Below are 19,975 nucleotides of genomic sequence, written 5' to 3' on the forward strand. Positions count from 1 at the left end.
TATGTCAGGTGGGTGGACGGTCCGAGTCGGCGTCCTGGTGACCGCAGCCGTGGTGTCGATCTCCTGCTCGCAGCAGGCTCCGATCGTGCTGCCGCCCGGCGCGCAGACGGCTCCCGTCACGGCCTCTCCGGCGACGTCGGAGCCGCCGCCACCGTCCAATGTCGGTGGTACCGCGCCGGGTTCGTTGATCTCGGCCGAGCCGATCGAGGACATCGCTGCAGACATCACCGAGTTGGGTGCTACCGCCACTCGTGTGGTGTACCGATCGACGTCGGGAGTCACCGGGGAGCCGACGGAGGTATCGGGCACCGTGGTGATCCCGGGTGGCACCGCGCCCGAGGGTGGCTGGCCCGTGGTGTCCTACGGCCACGGTACGACGGGTGTGCTCGAGGCGTGTGGGCCTTCGAGGTACGCCAACCTTCTCGGCAGTGCCCCCATCGTGGCGGCGCTGGTGCTCAACGGCTTCGCCGTTGCCATGACCGACTACCAGGGGCTCGGGCTCGGTGGTTCGTATCACCCGTACCTGGACTCGAAGACGTTCGGCTACAACATGATCGACGCAGTCCGTGCGGCCAGGAACTTCATGCCCACCCTCAGTTCGCGGTGGGCCGCCTACGGTGTCTCGCTCGGCGGTATGGCGGCCTGGGCGGCAAGCGACCGCAACGCCGAGTACGGCGGCGGGCTCGAGCTGGTGGGCACCGCAGCGATGGTGCCGGTGTCGGACATGTCCGGCCTGGCCGATGCTGCCGCGAATCAGACACTGACGCGGGCCCAGTACCCGCTGCTGATGTACGCGCTGCACACGTTGGCGATCAGTCATCCCGAGATGAACCTCGACGACTACCGATCCGGGTTGGCGCGGGAGCGGTGGGACGACTTCATGGAGTGCGTACCGCCGAAGTCCGACGACGTGCCGGGGCTCTTGGCGGGTCTGCAAGCAGCGGACCTGACGCCCGTCAGCATCGAAGCGACGGATCGTCTGCGCGGTTACCTGGCGGATATGGCTCTGCCGCAGCAGCGTTCGACGACACCACTGTTGGTGATGTACGGCAGCGAGGACGATCTGATTCTCGAACCGTGGACCGAGAAGGCGTTGCAGCGCGCCTGTGATTCCGGAGACCTCGTCGAGTACGAGCTGCATCAGGGTGAGGGGCACGGCAATCTGGACAGCAGTCGGTCGCTGCCGTGGGTCAAGGGCATGTTCGCCGGTCAACGACCGGTGAACACGTGCGAGCTGAATCGATGATCGCCCCCACGGGTGTGCCGACCCTCAAGGACTACGGCCGTATTCTGTTGTCCGGCTGGGCATTGATTCTCGCCGCGGCGATACTGTCGGCTGCCGCCGGCTGGTTGGCGACGCAGTTGGTCGAGCCGACGTACACCGCAGCGTCTCGGGTGTTCGTCACCGCGCCCGGTCCTACGTCGCCCAAGAATTCGCTCGACGGCAATCGCGGGTCACTGGTTCGCGTCGAGACGTATGTTCAGTTGGCCACCGGGGAGCAGGTGTTGCGACGTGTCATCGCCTCGCAGGGGTTGGCGGTCGAACCGGAGGCGCTGAAGAACGACATCACGGTGGTGCCCACTCCGGGCTCGGCCTTGATCGAGATCTCGGTGGTGAACTCCGACGCAGAGCAGGCTCGGGACATTGCCAATTCTGTTGCAGTGCAGCTCATCAAGCTCGTCGGTGAGATCGATCTGGGTGCCAACGGAGCGGTGTCGGCAGTGACACTCGTCGATGCGGCCACCACTCCCGATCAGGTCACCACACCCAGGCCGACGAGCAACATGATTCTGGGGGGAGTGATGGGCACGATCCTGAGTAGTGTGCTGGTTCTGGCATTCGGAATTGCACGCGACTCGATCGACCATCGCGATCAAGTAGAGAACATCGTGAAGCAGGCGACCGCTGCCAAGCGGACGTCTGCTGTGGAGGGGGTCCGATGACACTGTCGCGAACGAGCCGAGTACGCCGAGCGAGCGGTGCCTGCGCACTGGCCTTGATCCTGGCGACGTCGGGGTGTTCCTCCGACGATCCGCCTGCCGACCCGTACTCGGTGTCGCAATCCGCAGCGTTCGGTGCGACGCTCGACGCCGATTACGGTGAAGCGGGCCCCGGTTCGCTCGAGAGTGCACAGCAACTGCTGACCATCGATCGCCGGGTCAGCGCTGTCTCCTCGGTCGCCGCACGGGTGGTCTACTCGTCCACCTCGGGCGTGGACGGGTCACCGCAGCGCGTATCGGGCACGATCTTCGCACCGGAAGGCACACCGCCCGAGGGTGGTTGGCCGATCATCGCGTACGGCCACGGCACCACCGGCGTGCTCGAGGACTGCGCACCGTCGACCGATCCCGAACTGCTCGGCAGCTCGCAGATCGTCGCAGCGCTGGTGCGCTCCGGGAACGTCGTCACGGTGTCGGACTATCAAGGTCTGGGGCTGGAGGGTTCCTATCATCCCTATCTCGACGCCCGTACCGTCGGCAACAACCTCATCGACTCTGTGCGGGCCGCCCGCAAGCTGATACCCGAGGCGTCGACCAAGTGGGCGGCGTTCGGTGGGTCCCAGGGCGGTCAGGCTTCCTGGGCCGCCAACGAACTCGCGCGTAGCTACGGCGAGGGCCTCGACCTGGTCGGCTCGGTGAGTTTGGTACCGGCGGCCGATATGGTCGGTCTGGCGGAGGCCGCCGCGAACGGCACGCTCACCGACGATCAGAAGCCACTGCTGCAGTGGGTTCTGGTGGGCTTGGCCCAGTCTCACCCCGAGCTGGACCTGGACGACTACCGCAGAGGCATCGTCGCCGAGAAGTGGGACGAGCTCTCGGCGTGTGGCGGCGCTCTCGCTGCCGACCGCACGTCCCTGGCGGCGCAGATCAGCGACGACGATCTGCGTCCGGCAACCCCCGAGGCGACGGCGAAGCTCGCGGAGTACCTGCGGCAGATGAGCTTGCCGATGTCTCCGGCCGCCGCACCGATGCTGGTTCTCTACGGCGGCAAGGACACGTTGATCTCGCAGGCGTGGACCGAGGCCGCCATCGCGGCCGGCTGCGCCAGCGGCGACACGATTCAATCTGTGCTCCAACCGAATTCCGGTCACGCAGACATCGACGGTGCTGCTGCGTTCGGATGGCTCGAAGACCGGTTCGCCGGCACCGAGGCCATCAGCTTCTGCCCGCCTCCTGCGTTATGACCCTTCAGAAGGTACCCATGACCGCCACACCCGACAGCACTGCGACCGCCGCCACCGCGGTCGCCGATGCCGGTACCAAGCGACCTGCCCGCATCGTCGGGCTCGACGGCCCCCGCGGATTCGCCTGCCTGTGCGTGCTCGCCGTGCACGTCGGCGGACACTATTCGCCGCAGACCGTCCTGACCTACAAGCTCGGGGTGCTGGGACAGGGGTTGATCTTCTTCTTCGCGCTGTCGGGCTTCCTGATCTTCCTCCCGATGGTACGAAAACTGTTCGCAGGCAAACCGATGCCGAACAACGTCAGCTACGCGATGCATCGACTGCTGCGGGTGTTCCCGGCGTACCTGTTCATCTTCTTGTTCGCCAACTACGTGATGCGTGCGGTGTTCGTGGAGAACGCCGCGGTGGCCGAACAGCATTTCACCGACAACGGTCTGGGCATCCTCACCGACCCGTTGACGCTGGTGGCCAATCTGACGCTGGTGCACACCTACATTCCGAGCATGATCCAGACCGGTATCAACCCGTCGTGGTCGCTGTCGCTGGAGTTCGCGTTCTACATCGCACTACCGCTGCTGACGAGCATCGCGTTCTTCCTGCGCAAGCGCACGTCCATCTCGGCACCGGTGCTGGCGCTGATCCCGGTGGTGATCATGTTCGTCATCGGAATCACCGGAAAGCTGTACACAGCCTCGCGCGTGGGACCGTCGGGCATCACCGATCCGAAACTGCTGGAATGGGGACCCAACGAGATCGCGGTGCTCAGCCGCAGCTTCTGGTCGCTGGCAGACAATTTCACGTACGGGATGCTGGCGGCAGTGGTGTTCGTCGCGATCGACAACGGACTGCTCAAGGGCGCGATGGTCACTCACATGCGGTGGTGGACGGGCATCGCGATGATTCCCACCGCGGTGATCTCACTGATGCTGATCGATATCAATTCGCGCTGGCAGACCTCCACCGTGTCTTTCGGATCGGCATTGCTCATTCTGTTCATCATCGTGCCGCTGGCACGCGGTGAGCGGTCGAAGTTCGCCGAACGGGCCGATTGGGCACCGCTGAGCTACGTGGGCATGATCTCGCTCAGCGTCTACCTGTGGCACTTTCCCATCCTGATCATGTTGGGGCGCTTCGGATGGATGGCAGGCGACAGCCCGTTGGGGCTGCTACGGAATTTCGTGCTGGTGAGCGCGGTGAGCATCGCATTCGGAGCGGTGACGTACCGCTTCATCGAGAAGCCGTCGTTGACGCATGCCCGTAGATTCAAGGCGAGCAAATAGGTTCATGCACACCGTCCGTAGGCTCGCCGCGCCGCTGATGCTCCTGCCTCTGCTCGCGGGATGCGCCGTTGTGGTGCCGCTGGGAAGTCAGGCGCAGGGGGCACTGGCATCGGTGGTGCGTGGGTCCGATCCGGAGCCGATGGACATTGCTGATCCCGGTACCGGAAGCGGCTCCATCGTGAGTGCCGAGACGATGCCGAATCTGCCTTTGCCGGTGCGGATGTCGGGTATCGACGCCGCGAAGGTGGTGTACCGCTCGGTGCAACCGGGTGTGGGCGAGCGCGAGGTATCGGGCACGGTGTTCACACCCTCCGGTGATGCGCCCGAGGGTGGCTGGCCCGTCATCTCCTACGCCCACGGCACCACGGGTATCGAGGAGGCATGCGCGCCGTCGAGGTCTGCCTCGCTGCTCGGCGCGTCGGCGCTCGTACAGGGTTACACCACAGCCGGATTCGCGGTCGCCATCACCGACTACGAGGGCCTGGGGCATCCGGGAAACCATGCGTACCTGGACAACATCACCGCCGGCTACGACGTGATCGATGCCGTACGGGCATTGCGTACGGTCTTTCCCGATGTGGGTACGCAGTGGGCTGCGTTCGGTGGTTCACAGGGCGGTGGTGCTGCTTGGGCCGCGAACGAACTTGCAGGCTCCTACGCGCCGGAGCTCGATCTGGTGGGTGCCGTGGCTCTGGCACCCACCGCGAACATGGTGGGCCTGGTGGACAAGGCGGTGGCGGGTACGTTGACGGAGGACCAGGGGCCGGTGCTGCAGTGGATACTCGAATCACTCGCTCGGCGTGACGAGAACGTCGATCTCGACGATTACCGCAGCGGGAATGCCGAGCGGGACTGGGACACGCTCACCCAGTGCACGCTGGACAAGGCGGGTGCGCGCACAGATGCGGCGAAGAGGCTCGGCAGCAACGACTTTGCGCCCAAATCCCCTGCGGCCGCCGAGGCGCTGCGTGACGAACTGACGCAGATGGCCCTGCCGAAGGGGCCGGCGTCGGCACCGATGTTGGTGGCGTACGGAGATGCCGACACCTACATCGATGTGGCGTGGACCGATGCGGCGCTGCAGTCGGCATGCAGGCTGGGCGATGTCATCACCATCGACCGGCAGGCCGGTCGCGGTCACGGGGACGTGAACGGCGACAACGTCAATCAATGGATAGGGGATCGCTTCGCCGGGACACCGGCGCAGAACGACTGCACGTGAGTAGGGGGGAGGGTCATGGGGTTTCGGCAGAACGCGAAGGTACGGGCCAAGGACGTCGTCAAGAAGCGTCTCGGACGCGGCATTCCGGTGGAGACGATCGACGAACCGTATCTGGTGGTGGCGGTGCTGGGGCAGTCCAATGCACACGGTGGGGGTCGCGGGTTGGATCGATCGGGTCTCGATGCGCCGCATCCACGGGTGCATCAGTGGGCTGCGTCGGGCCGGTCGAAGAACACCATCGTGGCGGGCAGCAATCCACTGTTTCACGAAGTGCCATCCAAGGCAGTCGGATTCGCTCCGACGTTTGCCGCGCATCTCGCGGATGCGACGGGAAGGCCGGTATTGCTGGTTCCGTATGCGCGCGGTGATTCGGGCTTCGCACGGATCCACGGTATCTCCTGGGATCCGGCGGAGACCGGGGCACGCGTCAATCTGTTCTGGGATGCATTGCAGCGCATCCGAACGGGACTGGCAACCAAGCCCGGCAACGAGCTCGCGGCGGTGCTGTGGCATCAAGGTGAGAGTGATGTGCCGTTGCTGACCGGGCCGGTGTATGCGGAGAAGCTCGACAGCCTGATCGACATGCTGCGCGGTGAGTTCGGCGACGTCCCGTTCGTCGTGGGCCAGATGGTGCCGGACGAGATCGAATCAGGGGATGCGAACTACGCCGTCATCGATGCGGTGCACGCCGATACGCCCAGACGTAGGGCAGGAGTGGCGTACGTGCCGGGTCCGAGGGGGCTCTACAACAGCGAGACCGAAAAGATTCACTACAACGGCGAGGGGCAGCGGGAACTGGGACGGCGGATGTGGGAGGCGTTCGTCGGCATGTCCCCGAGCATCCGACGTTCGACCGACAATGCTTGACACAGGCCGTGAATGCGGCGCTAATAGGTGGTCGAGAGTGTCCGGAATGGGGCTTCCGGAGAAGTCGGCAACGCAGCGGACGCGTCTGGTTAATGCAGTAGAAACATGTAACGACCTGCGGGTTCGTGTCGATCAACATACCGTTACCAAGTGACACGATAAGTACGACAAGATAATCTGCACGACGGGGTGGCACGGAGCTGTGTCGATCACGCAGGGGTTCGGCAACGCGTACGTACCGAGGGGAAATCAGTGTCAGTCAGCGATCTGGAAGCGCAGAGTTCGGTTGTCTCACGGCGTGACGCACGACGGTTGCGCAGGGTGACGTCACGTCGTGAATGGGAAACGCATTACACCGAGGGGCTCCGTGTCACCGACACGGTGGTCGTTCTCGCTGCTGTGACGGTGGCGCAGATCATTCGCTTCGGTGATATCGATTTTCGCGAACCGTGGTCCATCGTCGGCTACTTCGGGATATCCGGAGTACTGGCCATTCTGTGGCTGACGTTTCTCGCCATCTTCCGCACCCGTTCGCCACGGGTGATCGGCAACGGCTCGGAAGAGTACCGCCGCATCGTGTCGGCCACGTTCCGGCTCTTCGGAACCATCGCGATCCTCTCGCTGCTGTTCCGTCTGGACATCGCCCGCCTGTATCTGGCGATCGCATTACCCGTCGGGCTGATCGGGCTTCTTCTGAGTAGATGGGTATGGCGAAAAGTAGTGTCGCGCAAACGTGCTCGTGGTGGATACCAGACCTCGGTGCTGATCGTGGGCAGTCGTAGTTCGGCTCTGGCCATGGCCAAGTCGTTCGAGCGTTCGCCCGAAGCCGGTTACAGCGTGGTCGGTATCTGCCTGCCCAACTACGAGCCCGGCAACGATTCGTCGTTCACCATCGACGGCGTCGAGATTCCGGTACTCGGGGATGAACACAGTGTCGTCGAGGCCATCGAGACCTCCGGTGCAGACACCGTGGCGGTGACGGCCACCGAACACATCGGCCATCACGGTCTGCGAAAGATGGTGTGGGACCTCGAGAAGAAGAAGGTCGACCTCGTGGTGTCGCCGGGAGTGGTGGATGTGGCAGGTCCGCGTCTTGTGATGCGTCCGGTGGCGAACTTCCCGCTCATCCATGTCGAGAAGCCGCAGTACAACGGCGCGAAGCGATTCAGCAAGACGGCGTTCGACTTCCTGTTCGCCGCCTCGGTCCTGCTGTTGATTTCACCGGTCCTGATCACCCTCGCCGTGATCATCAAGCTCACCAGCAAGGGCTCGATCTTCTACAAGTCCGAGCGAATGGGCATCGACGGCAAGCCTTTCCAGATGATCAAGTTCCGCAGCATGGTCCAGGATGCCGACAAGCGAGTGCAAGAACTGGCTGCCCTCAACGAAGGGGCCGGCGGGGTGTTGTTCAAGATGCGCGAGGACCCACGGGTCACCCCGGTGGGCAAGGTGATGCGCAAGTTCAGCCTCGACGAGCTGCCGCAGTTCGTCAACGTGCTCAGGCGCGAGATGAGCGTGGTGGGTCCGCGACCGCCGCTGCGCAGTGAAGTGGAAACGTACGACGGTGAAGTCCGCCGTAGGCTGCTCGTCAAGCCGGGCATCACCGGGCTGTGGCAGGTGAGTGGCCGATCGGATCTGTCGTGGGAGGAGAGCGTGCGCCTCGATCTCTCGTACGTCGAGAACTGGTCCATGACAGGGGATCTGCTGATCATCGCGAAGACTGCGGTCGCAGTCCTCAAGAGCGACGGCGCGTACTAGTAGCTCCGACGCTCATCCTGCGGTCGGTCGGTTTTGTTCGTATCATTGCGCAATGACAACTGTGTCGCAGAACGGACGTGATGTTTCCATGGGACAGAACACGTTTCACGATTTCTTGGCTGATCGCATCGACGTGATCGCGAAGGTTCATCTGAACAGGTCCACTTCGCTGCACGCAGTCATCTCCGACAGTGTCGATGCCTACACCTCGGCGTTCGCGGAGTATCACGGAACCGAGGCACCCTTGGATCTCCTCGCTCCGGAGGTTCGCTCCGAACTGAGCGACTTCATTCACCGCTGCGCCGAGGCCGTCGAGGAGCCGGAGAACCCGCAGTTTCCCGTTCGTCGCTGAGAAACCTTCGCTTTGCTGGTTGTTCAGCTCGTCCTGTGACCGCAGTCTCCTGGGTGACGGGCGTGATCGCCTGTGTTTACTATTCCCGTATGTGCGCGTGACCTGAAGGCGGTGTCCTCCAGGTGCTTACTGTGACGGGCCGTCACGGGCTCTTGTCGAGTACGCCATTGTTCAGAACGACCGACGGGGAATGGAACAAATGCGAATCACAGTGTTCGGTACCGGCTACCTCGGTGCCACTCACGCGGCATGTATGGCCGAGCTCGGCCACGAGGTTCTCGGCGTGGACGTGGACCCGGCGAAGCTCGCGAAGCTCGAAGCCGGCGAGGTCCCGTTCTGGGAGCCCGGTCTCGAAGAGGTGCTGCAGCGCAACATCGCGGCCGGACGGCTGCGCTTCACCGCGTCGTATCAGGAAGCTGCGGACTTCGCAGAGGTGCATTTCCTCGGTGTCGGTACTCCCCAGAAGAAGGGTGAGTTCGCGGCCGACATGAAGTTCGTCGACTCGGTCATCGAAACTCTCGCGCCGTTGCTCACCAAGCCGGCCGTCATTTTCGGTAAGTCCACCGTCCCCGTTGGAACGGCCGAGCGGCTCGGCAAGATCGCTCGCGAACTCGCGCCGGCCGGTGACGACGTCGAGGTCGCGTGGAACCCCGAGTTCCTGCGTGAGGGCTTCGCCGTCAAGGACACCCTGCACCCCGACCGTCTGGTGCTGGGCGTCGATCGTGCCCGCCCGGGTCGCGCCGAGGAGCTCGCCCGTGAGGTCTACGCGCAGCTGCTCGACGAGAAGATCCCGTTCCTGGTGACCGATTTGGCCACCGCCGAGCTGGTCAAGGCGTCTGCCAATGCATTCCTGGCCACCAAGATCTCGTTCATCAACGCCATTGCCGAGGTGTGCGAAGCTGCGGGAGCCGACGTCACCGTCCTTGCCGACGCCATCGGCCATGACGAGCGCATCGGTCGCAAGTTCCTCAATGCCGGCATCGGCTTCGGCGGAGGCTGTCTGCCCAAGGACATCCGGGCGTTCATGGCCCGGGCCGGTGAACTGGGCGCTGACCAGGCACTGACGTTCCTGCGCGAGGTCGACAACATCAACATGCGACGCCGTACTCGCATGGTCGAGCTGGCACGTGAGGCCTGCGGCTCTCTACTCGGTGCTCGGGTCGCCGTGCTGGGCGCGGCGTTCAAGCCCGATTCGGACGACGTCCGCGATTCACCGGCCCTGAACGTTGCCGGACAGATCCAGCTTCAGGGGGCGGCGGTCAACGTCTACGACCCCAAAGCGATGGAGAACTCCCGCGCACTGTTCCCCACCCTGACCTACACCAGTTCAGCGCTCGAGGCCTGCGAGGGTGCTGACGTGGTGTTGGTTCTGACGGAGTGGAAGGAATTCAAGGCCCTCGCTCCGAAGGATCTGGAGGGCGCGGTGCGCAAGAAGACGCTGATCGACGGGCGCAACTGCCTGAGCCCGGAGCAGTGGCGGGCGGCGGGTTGGAACTACCGCGGGCTGGGTCGTCCTTGAACCATGCTGTGTCGTTGTGAAACGCAGGCGTCGTTCAGTCGAATGAATTCTCGCTGATTGCGAGCTCCTTACCGGCGAGAATGGTTCTTAGTACCGGTTTCCGATTTGTAGTCGGTGCTTAGCACGATTTACGGTACTAATCACGTGCACTGGTCTGGCATGTGGATGCGTGCGTCCTGCTGTGTATACATATTTACCGAATAACCGATGTAGATCTTGGTAAATATCACAGACCAGGTGCAATTCAGTTGCTACGTAGCACTTTTGAGACTCTACGGCTGCTTGTGTTCGCTGAGCGGCCTCGGGTGTCGCACCGTTAGCCTCGGTGTGGTAAACACCTTGAACGCTGTTATTGATTTGTGATCTGCATCGCTCGCGTGGTGGTAGTGCTATCCACGTGGGACTATTTCAATTCGATACCAGTCGAAATTCGGATTGGTCTGGATCGGATTCATGTGCTGGCCGATGGTGAGCACTCGAGTGCAGAGGAGGGGAGCACGTGGCATCTGTCGGGGCTGCACAGCGCTCTCTGTGGGGATCTCCGCGTCGACAGGACGCGGTGGTGGCTCGAAGGCTCACGTCGCGACACGTTTGGGAGGATCAATACGTCCGGCGGCTTCGGGTGACCGACGTCGTTGTTGTCGCTCTCTCGGTCGGCCTGGCTCAGATCGTGCGCTTCGGCGGTGCCGAATCCACCGGTCTGCTCTCGACGATGTCGTACACGGGGCTGTCGGTCGTCATCGCCGGAGTGTGGATCGCTTTCCTCGCGATCTTCCGCACGCGATCACCGCGAGTCATCGGTAACGGCGCGGAGGAGTACCGACGCATCGTATCGGCTACGTTCCGACTGTTCGGTGTGATCGCGATCGTGTCTCTCCTGTTCCGGATCGACATCGCACGGCTCTACCTCGCGATCGCTCTACCGGTCGGCCTGCTGGCCCTGCTGGTGAGTCGGTGGATCTGGCGCAATGTCGTCAGTCAACTCCGGGGCAAGGGTGAGTACAAGACCTCGGTGCTTATCGTGGGCAGCCGTGCGGCAGCGGTGTCGATGGCGCAGTCCTTCGAGAAGTCCCCAGCCTCGGGCTTCGCGGTCGTCGGAATCTGTATGCCTGGGTACGACGCTCCGCGGGACGGCGTGGTGCACATCGAGGGCACCGACATACCGGTCTTGGGTGGTGAGCACGACGTACTCGACGCGATCGAGGAGTGCGGTGCGGACACGGTTGCGGTGACGGCAACCGAGCACCTCGGACACAAGGGTATCCGCAAGATGATCTGGGATCTGGAGAAGACGAACGTTGATCTAGTCGTCGCGCCGGGAGTCGTTGACGTTGCCGGCCCGCGATTGGTGATGCGTCCCGTCGCAGGCTTTCCGCTGATCCACGTCGAGAAGCCGCAGTACAACGGAGCGACACGATTCAGTAAGACCGCCTTCGACCTCACGTTCGCTGCTGCGGTCTTGGTACTGATCTCTCCGATCCTTCTGGTTGTTGCCATCGCTGTGAAGACCACCAGTCGTGGCCCGGTGTTTTACGATTCAGGCGAACCAACGTGCCTACGATGCCTCGCATCAGCCTCGCTGATCGGGGCCTTGCACGGCTACCGATCGCGGCTCTGCGGAGCTGGAACGGAGTAGGACGCAAGCAGTGACAACTTGTCCGCGCTGGCACTGCCCGCATCGGGGTGGAACACGGCGAGGACGAGGTTCTCTGTCGTATCGCCGAGTACCAGCTTCTCTCGGTTGAGGGTGAGTTCTCCGACGAGAGGATGGTCCATGGTGATCGGCCAGCTCTGCCGGGGTTGAACGTCGTTTCGTGCCCACACCTGGCGAAACCGATCGCTCTCGAGCGAGAGCTCGCCGACCAACTCGATAACCCGCGCGTCGTTCGTGTCGCCGCCGACCGAGCGTCGGAAGCCTGCGACGAGGCGAGCCGTCGTGTCCTCCCAGTCCGAGTACAGAGCCTGTTCGTCGGCATCGAGAAACACCGATCGAAGTCGGTTCTCGCCGACCGCGAGACGAGGAGAAAGTGCGGTGGCAAGCGGGTTCACCGAGAGCACGTCGAAATATCGGCCCTCGACGAATGCGGGTAATCCCAACGTGAACAGCAGCTTCCGGATTCCTTCGGGAACCGTTTCGCGTCGCGGTCGACGACGACGCCGACGGTCGGGCGAACTCTCGGTGAGACCGAGAAGGTAGGCGGTGCCGACCGGGTCGAGGCCGAACACCCGAGCCAGCGCTTCGAGAATCTCCGGTGACGGATTCCGATCCCGTCCCTGTTCGAGACGAAGGTAGTAGTCGGCACTGATGTCTGCCAGCAGCGCCACTTCGGATCGGCGCAACCCCGGAACGCGCCGGTTGCTCCCGCCCGACAAACCCACCTGATCCGGCCGCACACGCGCTCGCTGAGCACGCAGAAAGTCCCCGAGCATATTTTCCCGCGCAGACATGAAACGAAGTGTAGATCGCATCGACGGCACTGCTCGTGTCCCTGCGGGGACCACTGTCGACGGGGTGTACCCATCACGTCGACACGAGGACCACTGTTGGTGACAGATCGAGAAAAGCCGCACCGCGGCGTGCGAGACGAGGAGCGAACAATGAGTGGTTTGGCCGTAGTGACAGGGGCGTCGTCCGGGATCGGCCGCGAGTACGCCCGCCGTTTGGCGTCGACCGGAGTGAACCTGATCGCCGTCGGGCGTCGAAGGGAACGGCTCGAGGAGCTCGCGACGGAATTCCCTGACGTCAGCGTGCAGCCTGTAGTCGCGGACCTCTCGATGCGCGACGGCATCGAAACGGTGATCGATGCTGTTGCAGCTCAGCCGGTTACGATGCTGATCAACAACGCCGGCGTCGCTCACTACAAAGCGTTCATCGACTTGCCGAGAGAGCAAGCGGAGGAGCTGGTCGGTGTGAAAGTACTCGCACCGACGCTGCTGACCAATGCGATTGCACCGCACATGGTCGCGCGAAATGCGGGGCAGATCGTCAACGTCGCCGGCATGATCGCCTTCAGCGGCCCGGCCAGCCTCGAAGAGGTACCGTTGCGGCGCGCTGTGTACGCATCGAGTCTTGCGTACGCCGTTGCGTTCTCGCAGACCCTGCATGCAGAACTGTCTCCCCATGGGATTCATGTCCAGGTGTTGCTTCCGGGTGTGGTTGCCACCGAGTTCCACGAACGTCAAGGCATGGATCTGAGCGCCGCCCCGCGGATGAGCGCTGCCGATGTGGTCACCGCGAGCCTGCGTGGACTGGAGCTCGGCGAGATCGTGACCGCTCCCGGTGTGGAACAGGACAACCTGCTGCACAGCGTGTTCACGGCGGACCTCGTTGCCTTCGGCGCACAGGCGCCGGAGCTGGCGACGCGCTACCGCGAGTAGATGATGTGTCGTCTGTACTGACCACACGCCCATCGCAACCGAGGAGAATGGATGTCGACTCAGTCGAATGACGAACCACGGCAGCGCCTTACGGCGGCGTCACCACGCGTAGGCTTCATCGGCCTCGGTGATCAAGGCCTGCCGATGGCCACCGCCGTTGCCGAGAGCGGCCTCGATCTGCATGTCTGGGCCAGGCGTCCTGCCTCGCTGGCGGGGCTGTTCGGAGTGCCGCACACCGTGCACCACTCGGTCGCCGAGCTTGCTGCTGTCGTCGATCTCGTTGCGTTCTGCGTCGGCACCGACGACGACGTGATTCAGATCGTCGAACGCGACATCCTGCCGCACTTGCGCCGCGGGGGGATCGTCGTCAACCACGGCACCGGAGTTCCGATGAACGCGGTGCGCCTCACGCAGATGTGCGCCCCATTCGGTGTGCAGGTACTCGACGCTCCTGTCAGTGGTGGGCGCCCGGCTGCCGAAAGCCGCACTCTCACAGTTCTCGTCGGCGGATCCGAGGCAGTGGTTGATGTCGCTCGTCCGGTGTTCGAGTCCTATGCGACGCACGTGGTCGGCGTCGGCGAGACCGGTACCGGTCAGATGGCCAAACTCGTCAACAACGCATTGCTGATGCTCAACCAAGCCGCCATAGCCGACGTGCTCGAACTGGCCGCTCTCGCTGGTCTCGACACCTCCCATCTCGTCGACGTCCTTCGCCTGGGATCCGCCGACAGCCGTGCGCTGCAGCTGATGAACACCATGATCAACCCGGACACGGTCGACCACCTCGCGCAGGTGGAGGCCCTGGACATGCACTTGTTCGATCGAGCCATGCGCGATGCAGGCGTGTCCGCTGGGCCGACCACCGAACGCGGATTGTCTGGGGCGCAACGGCTTTCCTCGGTGATCGGGCACCTCAACTCGCCTCGGGCGCAGCCGTACCCGTGACGGGTGGACCGACGAGAGTTCCGGACGTCGATGCATACCCCACTGCAGGCGTCAGTTGCGCCGCGATGCGACGTGGATCGTCCTGGGGGAGTGAGTCGATGAGGATGCGTCGTGGATGTGATGCGGGCCCGGTGATGAGGTATTTCTGACCGGGTCGCACGCGGGCTGCTTCGGTGAGCACCTGTTCCGGCCACTCGGATTTAGGAGCGGAGTCGGTGTCACGCAACGCGTCGGTGACGATGCGGCGGGGGTCGTATTGCCGCAGGTTCATCGATTCCCATTCGCTGCGCCTGAGCGGAACGCCCATTTCGGCTTCGGCGGCCGTGCGGGTGGTGTCGACGAAGTGGCGCACGGTGCGCACGGCGCGGGTGAGTTGGTGGGCGTATCCGGGGAGGCGCGAGGGGCCGAGGACGAACCCGGCGATGATCGCGACCAGGAACAGTTTCTCGAAGGTCAGGCCGAACATGATGAGAGCTCCGGTTTCGGTGATGTCAGGGCGCGTCTGTCGTGTATTTCGGTGATCACGATTGCTGCCCCGAACAGTGTGGCCATGGGAACCGCGACCAGGAACATCGACAGGACGTCTGCGGCGGGCGTGACCAGTGCACTGAACAGCGCGATGGCGACGACGCTGATACGCCAGCTGCTGCGTAGCCTGCGCGCGGAGAGGATGCCGAGGCAGTTGAGCATCACCAGCAGGGCCGGGAGGACGAAGGCGATGCCGGTGGCCAACACGATCTTCATGACGAAGTCGACGTAGTACGAGGCGTTGAGGATGGTGCTGTCCTGGTCGGAGGAGAAGCCGGCGAGGACGCTGACCATCCGGGGGAAGATGGCGAACCCGAACACGCAGCCGGCGACGAACAGTGGAGCGGCGGCCGCAGAGAAGCCGTAGACGTACTTCTTTTCCCGACTCGTCATGCCGGGGGTGAGGTAGGCGAACAGCTCACGCAGCCACACCGGAGACGACACGATGACGCCGGTGAACAGGGCAATCTTCAGTTCGAGATCGAAAGCGCCGGTGACGGTTTCGAAGTTGAGGCTGGCCTGGCGGGTGAGGGCGAGTTCTTCGACGGGTGCGCGCAGGATGTCGAGAATCTGATCGGACAGCGCGAATCCGATTGCTATGCCGACGAGCAGCGACACCGCCGCGCGTATCGCGCGGCGACGTGCCTCGCGCATATGCCCCGCAAGAGGCATGGTGCCCCGTGGGGTGGCAGGCAGTGTGGCTGATCCCTGCGCGGCGGTGGCTGTGCTCACGACGTGTGTCGGTACGGAACCGGAGTGGACGCAGCGTCGGCGAACACCGGTGCCGGCGTGTCGTCACGTGTTGCGGTCTTCTTCTCCTCGCGCACTTCGTCTTTCAGAATGCGCAATGACTGGCCGACGCCCTTGGCGAGTGAGGGGAGCTTGGTGGAGCCGAAGACGAGCAGCAGGATGGCGAGAACGATGAGTGCGTGCCAGCCGGTGAGGTTGTGCAACATGGTGTTTCCTTCGGGAGTGTGGGGTGAGGGTGATCAGTTGGTGGGTGCGGTGCCGCCATTCGGCGGGCCGCCGGCCGGGGGAGTGCCGCCGCCCATCGGGGACTGGCCGCCTCCGCCTCCGCCCGTTCCGCCCGAGGGCGGCGCGCTCATGGTCGGTTCGGTGGTGGCGTCGATGGCCACGGCGAGCGATCCGACGTAGCCGGAGGTGGGATCGCCGGTGAAGGTTCCCATCTCCAGGTCGTAGCCGTCGCCGAAGACGTTGTCGTTGTCGAGGCTGCCCATCTGGGTCAGGTTCGTCGCCGAATCCGGGTACAGGTCCGTCTTCTCCTGGTAGATGGTCTCGAGCATGTCCTGCGGGAATGCGACCTGCGATGTGGCGATTGCGTTCTCGACGTTGGTAGCCGATGCGGCGTCGGGATAGACCTCGTAGTGAATGTGGGTCCAGCGACCGGAGTAGCAACCGGGAACGATCGTGTCGAAGGTGACCGTGCCGTTGGCATCGGCGACCTGAATTCCGCGAAGGTACGTTTCGTCCTCGATGCCCTCGGAGTACATCGAATACTCGCCGGAGGCGTTGCACTGCCACAGGTACACGGCCGCGCCGGTGTAGGGGCCGTTGCTGTTCGCGAGGTCGGTGAGGGTGAAGGTGAGCGAGAGGGCAACCCCGCTGACCGTGGTGCCGCCGTCCAGGCTGGACGTGATGTCTCGGCGCACGATTCCGGACTCTCCCAGTACGTTGACGCCGTTCGTGCCGTCGGCCGGGTAGGGGCCGTTGGTCTCCTGGGGGATCTCGGTGGTGGCGCTCGCGGTGCTCGCCGACGTGGAAGCTGCTGTGGTGGTGCTGCTTCCGGCGCTGGAGGTGCTGGAGCAGGCGGCGAGCGCGAACGCTCCGGCCCCGGCACCGACGAGGCTGAGCACACGTCGGCGAGTGACGAGGGTGGTGATGTCGAACCCGGCACCCTGATCGACCACTTCCTCATCGGGGCGGTCGAGAAGTCGTCCCTCGTAGGTGGGTCCGGCAGAAGTGTTGGTGGGCTCTGGAATTCGGGGCATCGTCGGTCTCCTCTGAGATGGCGTCGGTTCTTTCGGTAGTGCCAATACTCTGGGACGTTCCGGTGAGGACGCTGAACCATCGCTGCGAGGTTCCTGTGAGCCGTGCGCAGGGGGTGTTCGCGTCTAAAGGAAGCTAAGGCTAACCTATAGACTCCGATCGCCGAGCTACAGGACTTTCATGACTCATCGCCTCACGTTCCGCTTCGCTGCAGCGCTCACCGCCGTGGCGGCCGCGTCCATCGCACTGGTCGGCTGCAGCTCGTCCGCTCCCGCCGACAGCCCGACCGAGTCGCCGTCCACCGGCTCGTTTCCGCTGACCGTGCACCACATGTACGGCGACACCACGCTCGACGCGGTGCCCGAACGGGTCGCGACGTGGGGATTCGGCACCACCGATGCGGTGCTCGCCCTGGGTGTCGTCCCGGTGGCAATGCCGTCGGCCGAGTACGGCGGAGGCGACGATCTGATCTATCCGTGGGTGTCCGACGCGATCGAGTCGTCGGGCGGTCCGGCCCCGGTTCTGCTCGACAACGTCACGGACGCACTGTCGGTCGAGAAGCTTCTCGCCACCGACCCCGACGTCGTGTTGGCTCCGCACTCCGGACTGACCCGGGCCGAGTACGACGCGGTGACCGCTGCCGGAGTTCCCGTCATCGCCCCGCCCGAGGAACTGTGGTCGACGCCGTGGCGCGACGTCATCACCACGACCGGTGATGTTCTCGGGGTCCCCGAGCGCGCACGCGATCTCGTGGCCGATCTGGACCGCCAGGTGCAGGACGCAGGCGCCCGACATCCCGAATTCGACGGCCGCACAATCGCATACGTGTCCGAGGCTGCCGACGTGTACTACCTGCTGCTGCCATCGGACCCGCGAGTGGAGCTGCTCGAGAACCTCGGCTTCGTCTCACCGGCATCGGTGACCGACCTCGCGACCGACGACGCCACCTACTCGACGACCGTCTCGGCGGAGAACATCTCGAAGATCGACGCCGATGTGGTGTTCACCCAGGTCGATACCGAGGACGCCCTGCAACAGTTCCTCGATTCGCCTGTCTCACGCCAGATTCCGGCCGTTGCGGCAGGTGCGGTCGCCGGATTCGTCGGGCAGGAAGCCGGAGCTGCAGTGGGCCCGACGGCACTGTCGATTCCGTACTTCCTGCCGACTCTCGTCGACGGACTCGCCGAGGCTATCGCGGTGTCCGCGAACTGACCCGAACCACCGCATCGCGCAACGTCTTCGAGTGCACACCCACACCGCCGACGGTCCTGGAACGCTCGATCGCGGTCTCGATGCTCCACGAGGAGGCGTCGAACAGGGCGGTGATGTCTTTCGCGGTGACGGTGGCCTCGTGCGGCGGCTCGCCCTCGGGTGAATGATGGTGTCCGCCATCGTGCAGATGCCCGACGATGAGCAGTGAACCACCCGGTGCGACCCACTGCGCGATGCGTCGATAGAACTCCAACTGTGGAATCGACGGATGCGCGTAGTGGGTCATCACCAGATCCCATCGCTCGGTGGGGTTCCAGGTCGTCAGGTCGGCTTCGATCCAGGTGACGTCGACCCCCGCTGTCTGCGCTTGTTGCGCGGCGGACTGGAGGGCGGCTGCGGAGATGTCGGCGCCGGTGACCTGCCAGCCTTGCTCGGCAAGCCAGATCGCCTCCCCGCCGGCACCGCATCCTGCGTCGAGCGCGGTACCGGGCGTCGATCCGGCTGTTTCCTCCACGAGATACGGATTCGCGGCGACGGTATGGGATGTTCTGTCATCCCAATGGTGCTCCCAGTAGTCCTTGTCGAATGCGTGAGTCATCGATCGTCCTCTCCCGGTGGGGTGCCGGTATCAGAGTGACAGCCCGTGCCTCGACATAGCAAGTATTTTTGCCGTATCGGCAAGTGCGGCGCTGTCTCAGTGAGGGGCGTCGGTGATCATTCGATTGCGGCCGGCGCGCTTGGCCTGAAACATCAGCGCGTCCGCTCTGTCGAGTGTGTTGCGAAGGCCTTCGTTCGGTCGCTGGAGCGTGTACCCGGCAGAGAACGTCACCCCCGAAGGCGTGGTTGCGGCGGCAAGGGCCTCGAGTGAACGAAGAGCACCGCGACGATCGCAATTGTGGAGCGTGATCACGAATTCCTCTCCGCCCCAACGTGCCAGGAGTCCATCCAAGCCGATGCAATTGCGGGCTTTCGACGCGAAGTCGCGGAGCAACGCGTCGCCGGCTGCGTGGCCGAAGTTGTCGTTGAACTGTTTGAAATGATCTAAATCGAGAACCGCGACGACTGTGTCGACAGAATCGCCGTCGACGACGGACACCGCGTAGTCCGACCAGCCGCGACGGTTGAGTGCCCCGGTCAGTTGATCCGTTCGGGACGCATGCAGGATGCCGTCCTCGATTTCCTTTCGTTCGGTGATATCGAGAGCGGCAGCGAGCGTCCACTCGGCATCGGACGGACCGGTGAAAGGAACCAGAGTCAGGAGAACCCAGCGAATCTCGTCGTTGGGTCGAACGAACCGCACCTCGATCTTCACTGGTTCTTCCGCGGCCGTCCCGGCGGCCATCAGATCCTCGACGCTGCCGTGGAGCGGAAGGTCGTCCGGGTGAGTGTGCACCGTCGCGGATCGACCCATCAGTTCCGAGGAGGCCAAGCCGACGAGCTCGCAGTAGGCGGCATTGACGTCGACGAACAATCCGGCGGCGTCGGAGAGAGCCTGCGCCACGGGGCTGGAGGCGAACATGCGCCGGTACCAGTGATCCTCCACGACGCAACGACCCGCTTTCTCCCTCCCGCATCGAGAGTCTAGTCCAGGTCGGGTCGGGCCCAGCGGCACGCGCGCGTGTGCGAAACCGGGCGTTCTCGCGCCCGATCGGCACCGTCCAGGGGATTGGCACTCTCAACCGTCGAGTGCCAAAATGGAGGCACATTCTCACTCGAAAGGAG

General features: G+C 63.9%; 20 protein-coding genes and 1 pseudogene. 14 read left to right on the forward strand and 7 right to left on the reverse strand.

The features are described 5' to 3' along the window. Position 1 precedes the first annotated feature (1 nt). From ABZ677_RS04120 to ABZ677_RS04165, 10 genes are all read left to right on the forward strand, one after another. A complete protein-coding gene (locus tag ABZ677_RS04120) occupies positions 2-1,246 on the forward strand; it encodes a lipase family protein (protein WP_358366790.1) in 1,245 nt (414 codons plus the stop codon). Beyond that, complete coding sequence (locus ABZ677_RS04125) at positions 1,243-1,944, forward strand: GNVR domain-containing protein (protein WP_358366792.1); 702 nt, start codon at positions 1,243-1,245, stop codon at positions 1,942-1,944. Before ABZ677_RS04120 ends, ABZ677_RS04125 begins: the two co-directional genes overlap by 4 nt. Beyond that, complete coding sequence (locus ABZ677_RS04130) at positions 1,941-3,185, forward strand: lipase family protein (RefSeq protein WP_358366794.1); 1,245 nt, start codon at positions 1,941-1,943, stop codon at positions 3,183-3,185. Before ABZ677_RS04125 ends, ABZ677_RS04130 begins: the two co-directional genes overlap by 4 nt. Before the next feature lie 17 nt (positions 3,186-3,202). Continuing rightward, entirely contained in the window at positions 3,203-4,465 is a 1,263-nt protein-coding gene (locus ABZ677_RS04135) for an acyltransferase (RefSeq protein ID WP_358366795.1), read from the forward strand. Positions 4,466-4,469: 4 nt separating this feature from the next. After that, positions 4,470-5,687 carry a lipase family protein gene (locus tag ABZ677_RS04140; protein ID WP_358366797.1) on the forward strand — a complete coding sequence of 406 codons (1,218 nt, stop codon included), beginning with the start codon at positions 4,470-4,472 and terminating at the stop codon, positions 5,685-5,687. Between the two features lie 15 nt (positions 5,688-5,702). After that, a complete protein-coding gene (locus ABZ677_RS04145; RefSeq protein WP_358366799.1) occupies positions 5,703-6,554 on the forward strand; it encodes a sialate O-acetylesterase in 852 nt (283 codons plus the stop codon). 312 nt (positions 6,555-6,866) lie between these two features. After that, on the forward strand, positions 6,867-8,312 hold the full coding sequence (locus ABZ677_RS04150; protein ID WP_358367223.1) for a sugar transferase: 1,446 nt from the start codon (positions 6,867-6,869) through the stop codon (positions 8,310-8,312). A 52-nt stretch (positions 8,313-8,364) separates the two neighbouring features. After that, positions 8,365-8,664, forward strand: a complete 300-nt coding sequence (locus tag ABZ677_RS04155) for a hypothetical protein (RefSeq protein ID WP_037190365.1) — start codon at positions 8,365-8,367, stop codon at positions 8,662-8,664. A gap of 199 nt (positions 8,665-8,863) precedes the next feature. Then, entirely contained in the window at positions 8,864-10,183 is a 1,320-nt protein-coding gene (locus ABZ677_RS04160) for a UDP-glucose/GDP-mannose dehydrogenase family protein (protein ID WP_358366801.1), read from the forward strand. Positions 10,184-10,805: 622 nt separating this feature from the next. After that, positions 10,806-11,819, forward strand: coding sequence for a hypothetical protein (locus ABZ677_RS04165; protein ID WP_358366803.1), 1,014 nt, complete (start codon positions 10,806-10,808; stop codon positions 11,817-11,819). On the opposite strand, the gene ABZ677_RS04170 is transcribed toward ABZ677_RS04165, so the two are convergent. Continuing rightward, positions 11,783-12,631, reverse strand: coding sequence for a helix-turn-helix transcriptional regulator (locus ABZ677_RS04170; protein ID WP_358366805.1), 849 nt, complete (start codon positions 12,629-12,631; stop codon positions 11,783-11,785). The two genes, ABZ677_RS04165 and ABZ677_RS04170, sit on opposite strands and share 37 nt — an antisense overlap. Positions 12,632-12,781: 150 nt before the next feature. Between ABZ677_RS04170 and ABZ677_RS04175 the strand changes: the two genes are divergently transcribed. From ABZ677_RS04175 to ABZ677_RS04185, 3 genes and pseudogenes are all read left to right on the forward strand, one after another. Continuing rightward, the gene (locus ABZ677_RS04175; protein ID WP_358366806.1) at positions 12,782-13,561 is read left to right on the forward strand and encodes an SDR family NAD(P)-dependent oxidoreductase; all 780 of its coding nucleotides are present in this window, start codon (positions 12,782-12,784) and stop codon (positions 13,559-13,561) included. A gap of 48 nt (positions 13,562-13,609) precedes the next feature. Beyond that, a pseudogene (locus ABZ677_RS04180) lies at positions 13,610-14,119 on the forward strand (NAD(P)-binding domain-containing protein); the annotation flags it as partial. A gap of 39 nt (positions 14,120-14,158) precedes the next feature. Continuing rightward, on the forward strand, positions 14,159-14,506 hold the full coding sequence (locus ABZ677_RS04185) for an NAD-binding protein (protein WP_358367226.1): 348 nt from the start codon (positions 14,159-14,161) through the stop codon (positions 14,504-14,506). On the opposite strand, the gene ABZ677_RS04190 is transcribed toward ABZ677_RS04185, so the two are convergent. Genes ABZ677_RS04190 through ABZ677_RS04205 form a run of 4 tightly spaced genes read right to left on the reverse strand, consistent with a single transcriptional unit; the run spans position 14,475 to position 17,043 of the window. After that, entirely contained in the window at positions 14,475-14,972 is a 498-nt protein-coding gene (locus ABZ677_RS04190) for a preprotein translocase (protein ID WP_358366808.1), read from the reverse strand. The genes ABZ677_RS04185 and ABZ677_RS04190 overlap by 32 nt on opposite strands. Further along, a complete protein-coding gene (tatC, locus tag ABZ677_RS04195; RefSeq protein WP_358366810.1) occupies positions 14,960-15,766 on the reverse strand; it encodes a twin-arginine translocase subunit TatC in 807 nt (268 codons plus the stop codon). The genes ABZ677_RS04190 and tatC overlap by 13 nt, the downstream gene beginning before the upstream one ends. Then, positions 15,763-15,990 carry a twin-arginine translocase TatA/TatE family subunit gene (locus ABZ677_RS04200; protein ID WP_037193794.1) on the reverse strand — a complete coding sequence of 76 codons (228 nt, stop codon included), beginning with the start codon at positions 15,988-15,990 and terminating at the stop codon, positions 15,763-15,765. Before ABZ677_RS04200 ends, tatC begins: the two co-directional genes overlap by 4 nt. Positions 15,991-16,023: 33 nt before the next feature. Continuing rightward, complete coding sequence (locus tag ABZ677_RS04205) at positions 16,024-17,043, reverse strand: 3,4-dioxygenase subunit beta (RefSeq protein WP_358366812.1); 1,020 nt, start codon at positions 17,041-17,043, stop codon at positions 16,024-16,026. Positions 17,044-17,221: 178 nt separating this feature from the next. Here ABZ677_RS04205 and ABZ677_RS04210 point away from each other — a divergent pair, with 178 nt between their 5' ends. Next, the gene (locus ABZ677_RS04210) at positions 17,222-18,253 is read left to right on the forward strand and encodes an ABC transporter substrate-binding protein (protein ID WP_358366813.1); all 1,032 of its coding nucleotides are present in this window, start codon (positions 17,222-17,224) and stop codon (positions 18,251-18,253) included. Here ABZ677_RS04210 and ABZ677_RS04215 read toward each other — a convergent pair. Together ABZ677_RS04215 and ABZ677_RS04220 are read right to left on the reverse strand one after the other, a co-directional pair. Then, a complete protein-coding gene (locus ABZ677_RS04215) occupies positions 18,231-18,851 on the reverse strand; it encodes a methyltransferase domain-containing protein (RefSeq protein WP_358366815.1) in 621 nt (206 codons plus the stop codon). The two genes, ABZ677_RS04210 and ABZ677_RS04215, sit on opposite strands and share 23 nt — an antisense overlap. A 96-nt stretch (positions 18,852-18,947) precedes the next feature. Then, positions 18,948-19,865 (reverse strand): diguanylate cyclase, encoded by a 918-nt coding sequence (locus ABZ677_RS04220; protein WP_358366817.1) that lies wholly within the window; start codon positions 19,863-19,865, stop codon positions 18,948-18,950. Between the last annotated feature and the right edge of the window lie 110 nt (positions 19,866-19,975).

The organism is Rhodococcus sp. NPDC006774 (genome assembly GCF_040636045.1).
In the GTDB taxonomy this organism is placed as follows: domain Bacteria; phylum Actinomycetota; class Actinomycetes; order Mycobacteriales; family Mycobacteriaceae; genus Rhodococcoides.